The 6,154-nt window shown below is 43.5% G+C and carries 5 protein-coding genes and 4 tRNA genes; 6 read left to right on the forward strand and 3 right to left on the reverse strand.

All coding sequences use genetic code 11. From position 1 onward, the window contains the following. Positions 1-552 precede the first annotated feature (552 nt). Both pssA and AB4323_RS23870 read right to left on the reverse strand, forming a co-directional pair. Positions 553-1,893 (reverse strand): CDP-diacylglycerol--serine O-phosphatidyltransferase, encoded by a 1,341-nt coding sequence (pssA, locus tag AB4323_RS23865; protein WP_029235079.1) that lies wholly within the window; start codon positions 1,891-1,893, stop codon positions 553-555. 91 nt (positions 1,894-1,984) lie between these two features. Continuing rightward, on the reverse strand, positions 1,985-2,416 hold the full coding sequence (locus AB4323_RS23870; RefSeq protein ID WP_017059798.1) for a GNAT family N-acetyltransferase: 432 nt from the start codon (positions 2,414-2,416) through the stop codon (positions 1,985-1,987). Positions 2,417-2,482: 66 nt separating this feature from the next. Between AB4323_RS23870 and murB the strand changes: the two genes are divergently transcribed. Together murB and birA are read left to right on the forward strand one after the other, a co-directional pair. Then, entirely contained in the window at positions 2,483-3,529 is a 1,047-nt protein-coding gene (gene murB / locus AB4323_RS23875; protein WP_372153497.1) for a UDP-N-acetylmuramate dehydrogenase, read from the forward strand. Further along, positions 3,526-4,491: a bifunctional biotin--[acetyl-CoA-carboxylase] ligase/biotin operon repressor BirA gene (gene birA / locus AB4323_RS23880; protein WP_017059800.1), complete on the forward strand. Its 966-nt coding sequence runs from the start codon at positions 3,526-3,528 to the stop codon at positions 4,489-4,491. Before murB ends, birA begins: the two co-directional genes overlap by 4 nt. A 7-nt stretch (positions 4,492-4,498) precedes the next feature. Here birA and coaA read toward each other — a convergent pair whose 3' ends face one another. Continuing rightward, complete coding sequence (gene coaA, locus AB4323_RS23885; protein WP_017066910.1) at positions 4,499-5,422, reverse strand: type I pantothenate kinase; 924 nt, start codon at positions 5,420-5,422, stop codon at positions 4,499-4,501. A 210-nt stretch (positions 5,423-5,632) separates the two neighbouring features. Between coaA and AB4323_RS23890 the strand changes: the two genes are divergently transcribed. From AB4323_RS23890 to AB4323_RS23905, 4 genes are all read left to right on the forward strand, one after another. After that, positions 5,633-5,708 (forward strand) — tRNA-Thr (locus tag AB4323_RS23890). 44 nt (positions 5,709-5,752) lie between these two features. Then, positions 5,753-5,837, forward strand: a tRNA-Tyr gene (locus AB4323_RS23895). A 39-nt stretch (positions 5,838-5,876) separates the two neighbouring features. Continuing rightward, positions 5,877-5,951, forward strand: a tRNA-Gly gene (locus AB4323_RS23900). Between the two features lie 13 nt (positions 5,952-5,964). Then, positions 5,965-6,040 (forward strand) — tRNA-Thr (locus AB4323_RS23905). The last annotated feature ends 114 nt before the right edge of the window (positions 6,041-6,154 follow it).

Consider the following 6,154-nt stretch of genomic DNA (forward strand, 5'->3'; position numbering starts at 1 on the left):
TTACTTTAATTGGTATAAAGACACCGAGCCCCTGCACTTCATGCTATTCCGGCACATATCAGAAAGCCTAGTCTGACGACTAGGCTTTCGTCGTTTCCTGCGTATGTGTTTTGGGTTTTAGTAGTAGATCCTTATCGCTAGCTATGAAGTACTTCTCTATATATCGGGAGGTGCTGCTTGGGAATATAGGTGGTCACTTCTAACTCTTAAGCTAAATAGAGCAGAGCACTAATCTGATTGTTTTACCATGTGAAATTCTCTATCGCGTACGTACTTCGCCCTAAGGAGTGAGACTTTATTGCTTGAATACGTAAAGGGTAATTGTCGATTATGTTCGTATTGGTACTCGTTTAGCTGCTATCTAAACCATACCTGATACACGTTGACTAAGGAAAAGGTAGGATGCTTAACACTTCAAGCTATCACACTCACTATGCATAAATAGAGATGTTGATTCGAAAGACCATCAAACAAACCTAAATAGCTATCTCGTAGATACAAAAACGCCTAGCGTTTGCTAGGCGTTGATAAATAGTGTCTCTAATACATCGACTACAGTATTTGCTTAAGCACCCTATCGGCTTTCACACGAGTGATCTTACGAATCAACTTCTGAACTTCCATCGGGTAGCTCTCTACCTTGTCTAACTGCTTATAAGTACAGATAAGCTGAGTGTGTTGAAGGATGTTATCCACTTCAGCCTGAAACTTGTCTGTTAGGTGATGGTAGTTATCTTGGATAAAGATACCGTTCTCTAGATCCAACTTCCATGCGCGTGGATTTAGATTATTACCTGTTAGTAGCATGTAGCGCTTATCTACCCAAATGCCCTTTAGGTGGAAGCTATTGGAATCGTGTTGCCAAAGTCGAATTGATAGATTACGGCTAGCAATATGAGCTTCATTCGCTTTAGCGAAACGGCGTAAGTTCAGTTCGTAAAGGTATGGCAAACCACCAATCGTTTTAAACTCTTCTTCTGGTGAGATAAAGAAATCATTCGCTGTCTTATCACCAACAACAATGCTGACCTTTACGCCACGCTTAAGTGCTTTCTTCACTTCTTTAGCTAGGCTAGGTGGGAAGTTGAAGTAAGGTGTGCAGATGAAGATTTCATCTTTAGCTTGAGCGACGAGTTGGTTGATTCCCTGATTCAGACGGTTACGTCTTTTACCGATACCAACCAATGGTGTTACAGCCACTTGCTCTGCTGAAACCTCTTGCCCTTCGAATTGATACTGAGACCTTGCCAATGATGCTCGAAACTGACGAATCGCTGGTTTCAGTTCTTTGGTCGCAGGCTTGTTCTTATCAGCCAGGTCATAAACAGCGCTGTCCGCAACCATCTGTTCGTGTACGTAGGCAAACATTGAGTCAGCAAGAGCTGCATTGTTTAAAACATGGTAACGATCAAAGCGATAGCGGTCATGGTAATTCAGATAGATATTGTTAAGGCTTGCACCGCTGTATATCACGCTATCATCGACGATAAAGCCTTTTAAGTGCAATACGCCAAAGACTTCTTTGCCGCGAACGGGAATGCCATAGACAGGCACAGAATGTTGATATTTCTCTGCGAACTCTTTATACATGGCTGCATTGCCTTCAGAAGACTCTGCGCCAATCAATCCACGCTGCGCCCGGTGCCAATCGACACAAACGCTCACGTCTAATTCTGGATTCTTTTGCTTTGCTTCATATAAGGCAGTTAGGATCTCACGGCCAGCCTCATCATCTTCAAGATACAAAGCGACTAAACTAATACGAGTCGTTGCGCGAGATATTTCATCAAGTAGGCGAGTTCGAAACTCTTGCGCTGATAGTAGTACTTCAAACTTGTCAGGATTCTGCGCTATGGTTGGCAACTGTATGAATGGATTCCTACTGGCAATCATATTGACTGTTTTACCTTAAAAATATGCAAAATTGCGAACCTTTAATTTTACCAAAGGGATAGCACCAAATACTAGATAATCGAGGCATTCTCTAACAATTTTGCTGATAATGCATAGGAATGAGATCTTTTCCGCTATTCGAATAGCGCTCGTATAAAACTCTTAAACCATTTGGTAGATCTTTAGGGTCTACTTGTACGAATTTGTGTCGCGCGTAAAAATTGGTGAGATGAGCGTACGCAAAGCAGTAATCATCTTCCGTAAGCGTATGTTGCGCACAATAATCCATAAGCTGGGAGCCTAATTGCTGACCACGATGTTGTTTTGATATCGCCATACCGGTAAGTAAGCGATTATTTTCTATTGTACGAAAACGCACGACACCGCACAGTTCGTTATTCAGCAATAACGAATAGATCAGTTCACTCTTATTCGCTTTTCCCGTTGGGTAATGTTCTTTATAGAAACGTTTAACTAGGGGAACCTTTACTGGGTCTAATTGAGTAATGATGACATTGTTCATTCAGTCACTGCGCCATTGGTTTATCTGCTGTAGAATGACCGCAGTGTAAGTTAATTGAATATCGCCATGCAATTCCATCTCAATGCTAGTTTAAAAAATGTTCATACTTTTTCCATCGATCAGACGTGTGATGCGTTGGTTGAAGTCACCACTACCGAAGAACTTATTTCGCTTTACAAAGACCCTAAATGGTCAGCTTTGCCTAAGTTAATACTGGGTAAGGGCAGTAATATGCTTTTTACTGAGCACTTCGCTGGCCTGGTCATCGTGAATAAATTAGCCGGGATTGAGCTGGCCGAGACGGACAGTCATCACCTACTGCATGTGAGTGGTGGCGAGGATTGGCCAAGCTTGGTTGAGTGGAGTGTGGATAAAGAGCTGGGTGGTCTAGAAAACCTAGCAATGATACCCGGCTGTTCCGGCTCTGCTCCGATTCAGAATATTGGTGCGTATGGTGTTGAGCTACAAGACGTATGCGAGTATGTCGATATCCTGTGTCTGGATACTTATACGGTTAAGCGATTAAGCAAAGAAGAGTGTCTCTTTGGTTACCGAGATTCTATTTTCAAGCACGCTCTCTACGATAAAGCGATTGTTGTTGCGATTGGTTTATCGTTGCCGAAAGAATGGGAGCCATGCAATCACTATGGCCCGTTAAAAAGCCTAGCAGCCGATACGCTCTCTCCTCGTACTATATTTGATGAAGTATGCGCTATCCGTTCAAGTAAGTTGCCAGACCCTAGAGTCCAAGGCAATGCGGGCAGCTTCTTCAAAAACCCTGTGATCACCAAAGATCATTTTGATCGCTTGTTCGCTCTATACCCAAACATTGTCGGCTATGAGAGCAATGACATGATCAAAGTCGCTGCAGGCTGGCTGATTGATCAGTGCCAGTTCAAAGGTGTGACAGAAGGCGGTGCTCAAGTTCACCCAAACCAAGCATTAGTTATCATCAATTATGATAAGGCTTCTGCTGTGGATATCCTTAAGCTTGCAGAGCGAGTGCGTCAGTCTGTCTTGAATAAATTCGATATTCGATTAGAACATGAAGTGCGTTTTATGGGACGAGACTGCGAGACAAATCTAGACAAGGCTTTGGAGTCATTTGCATGAGAGAGCACAGTACCAAGCTTGCACTATTGAGATGTCTTGCTGACGGTGAGTTTCATTCAGGTGAAGACCTAGGTGAAATGATTGGCGTATCACGAGCGGCTATCAGTAAGCACATTAAAGGTATTCAAGAGTGGGGTTTAGATATCTACCGAGTACAAGGCAAGGGTTACAAACTAGCCAGTCGTTTGGATATGCTTGACCAAGACAAATTGTCTGCAGTTAGTCGCGATGCTTCTCTTGAACTCATTCCCATCATAGGTTCTACAAACCAACACCTATTAGAGCGCACTAACACCCTCGAATCGGGTTCTGTCTGTATTGCTGAATATCAAGCTGCGGGTCGTGGACGCCGTGGACGAGAGTGGGTATCACCATTTGGTGCAAACCTCTATCTTTCAATGTATTGGAGACTCGACGCGGGGATGGCTGCCGCAATGGGCTTAAGCCTTGTGGTTGGTGTAGCTGTTGTTGAAGCTTTGGAAGAGATGGGCGTAGAAGGTGTAAAGCTTAAATGGCCGAACGACCTTTACCACAATGACAAGAAGCTTGCAGGTATCTTGGTCGAGCTGTCAGGACAGTCTGGTGGCGCTGCGCATATTGTGATTGGTTTAGGGCTAAACCTATCCATGGATCCAACAACATCAGGTATTGGCCAGCCATGGACTTCCCTTAAAGAAGTGTGTGATGGGAAGGTGCCAGACCGTAACCAGTTAGCGCAGGCTCTGATCAATGCTTGGGATAAGTCACTTGTCGACTACGAGTTGAAAGGAATGTCCAATTTTTTAGAGCGTTGGAACCGCTTGGATAATTTCTTAGGTCGCAATGTTAGATTGATCATTGGACCTAGAGAAATTGAAGGTGTTGTTCAAGGCATCGATGAACAAGGTGCTGTATTGCTCAAAACTGAGAATGGTGTCGAGAGCTATATTGGTGGCGAGATATCGCTAAGAAAAGGCGACTAAGGCGTTACTATTTTCTTAGTAACACTTCTTCAACCATATGATCTGCGCCTTTACGTAGAATCAGGTGAGCCCTTTCTCTTGTCGGAAGGATATTTTGTTCAAGGTTCAAGCCATTAATTGAACTCCAGATACCTTCTGCTTTGTCCAATGCGGCTTGGTTCGATAATTTAGTGTAATGACTAAAGTAAGAGCCAGGCTTAGTAAACGCGCCATCGCGGAATTTCATAAAGCGATTGACGTACCATTCTTTGATTTGTTGGCTATCAGCGTCAACATAGAGTGAGAAATCAAGGAAGTCTGAAATAAACACGCGATGTGGCTCGTGTGGATAATTCATTCCGGTTTGTAAAACATTAAGCCCTTCAATAATAAGCACATCTGGTAGGTCGACGCACTTAACGTCATCAGTAATATTGTACGTAAGATGCGAGTAAACAGGGGCTGTGACATTTCTCTTGCAAGCTTTTACATCCGAAACAAAGTTCACTAAACGCTTGATATCGTAAGATTCAGGAAAGCCCTTTTTGCTCATCAACCCTTTCTCTTCTAACACCTCGTTTGGATATAAAAAGCCATCGGTTGTCACTAGTTCAACTTTTGGGTGGTTTTCCCAGCGAGAGAGTAGGGCTTTAAGCAGACGCGCAGTGGTACTTTTGCCAACAGCTACGCTACCCGCAATACCGATGATAAAAGGTGGCGCTTTCTCTTTCTTATCTAGAAATTGGTGGAGTACCGAGTTTCTATTCTGTCTGGCTGCCACATAGAGGTTCAATAGACGAGATAGCGGTAGATAGATCTCTACTGCCTCTTCCATTGTGAGCTTTTCATTGATGCCTTGAAGCTCTTTTAAGTCGCTCTCAGAAAGTGTCATCGGAACTAAATTCCTTAGCTCAGACCAACGTTCGCGGTCAAATGACATAAATGGGCTCATACAAAACTCTATAGTGGATAACAAAACAAGTGCATGGAAAATACATCAAGCGATAGATAAATAAAATATCTTCCTGTACTAGATGCGGGTTAAAGACGTAAACCTTGAGCTAAATAGCCGTATGTAGGAGTTTGGTCAGAGAATTTTGCACTTTTTTTCAATTTACTATTGCAAGGTGGAAAATCATTCAATAAAATGCGCCCCACTTGTGCCGACTTAGCTCAGTAGGTAGAGCAACTGACTTGTAATCAGTAGGTCACCAGTTCGATTCCGGTAGTCGGCACCACTTTCTCCCTTCCTATAAGGCAAGCGAGAGAAAGCTCAAAATTTGGAGAGGTTCCCGAGTGGCCAAAGGGAGCAGACTGTAAATCTGTTGGCACTGCCTTCGATGGTTCGAATCCGTCCCTCTCCACCATATTCTAAAGGTTAAATAGCTCAAACAGAGTTACGTGTTGCGTGCATCGTATAATGGCTATTACCTCAGCCTTCCAAGCTGATGATGCGGGTTCGATTCCCGCTGCACGCTCCAACTCATTTTGTGTGCTGATATAGCTCAGTCGGTAGAGCGCACCCTTGGTAAGGGTGAGGTCCCCAGTTCGACTCTGGGTATTAGCACCAGTCTAAAGCTTCTTCTCCTTTAATAAAGAAAACCATTTTTTTGGTTGCGTGGTCTTATTTTAAGCCACCTAATCCGTACCTAGAGGGACACCCCATGTCTAAAGAAAAATTTGA

The sequence above is a fragment of the Vibrio sp. 10N.261.52.C11 genome (genome assembly GCF_041471405.1).
Classification (GTDB): domain Bacteria; phylum Pseudomonadota; class Gammaproteobacteria; order Enterobacterales; family Vibrionaceae; genus Vibrio; species Vibrio crassostreae_C.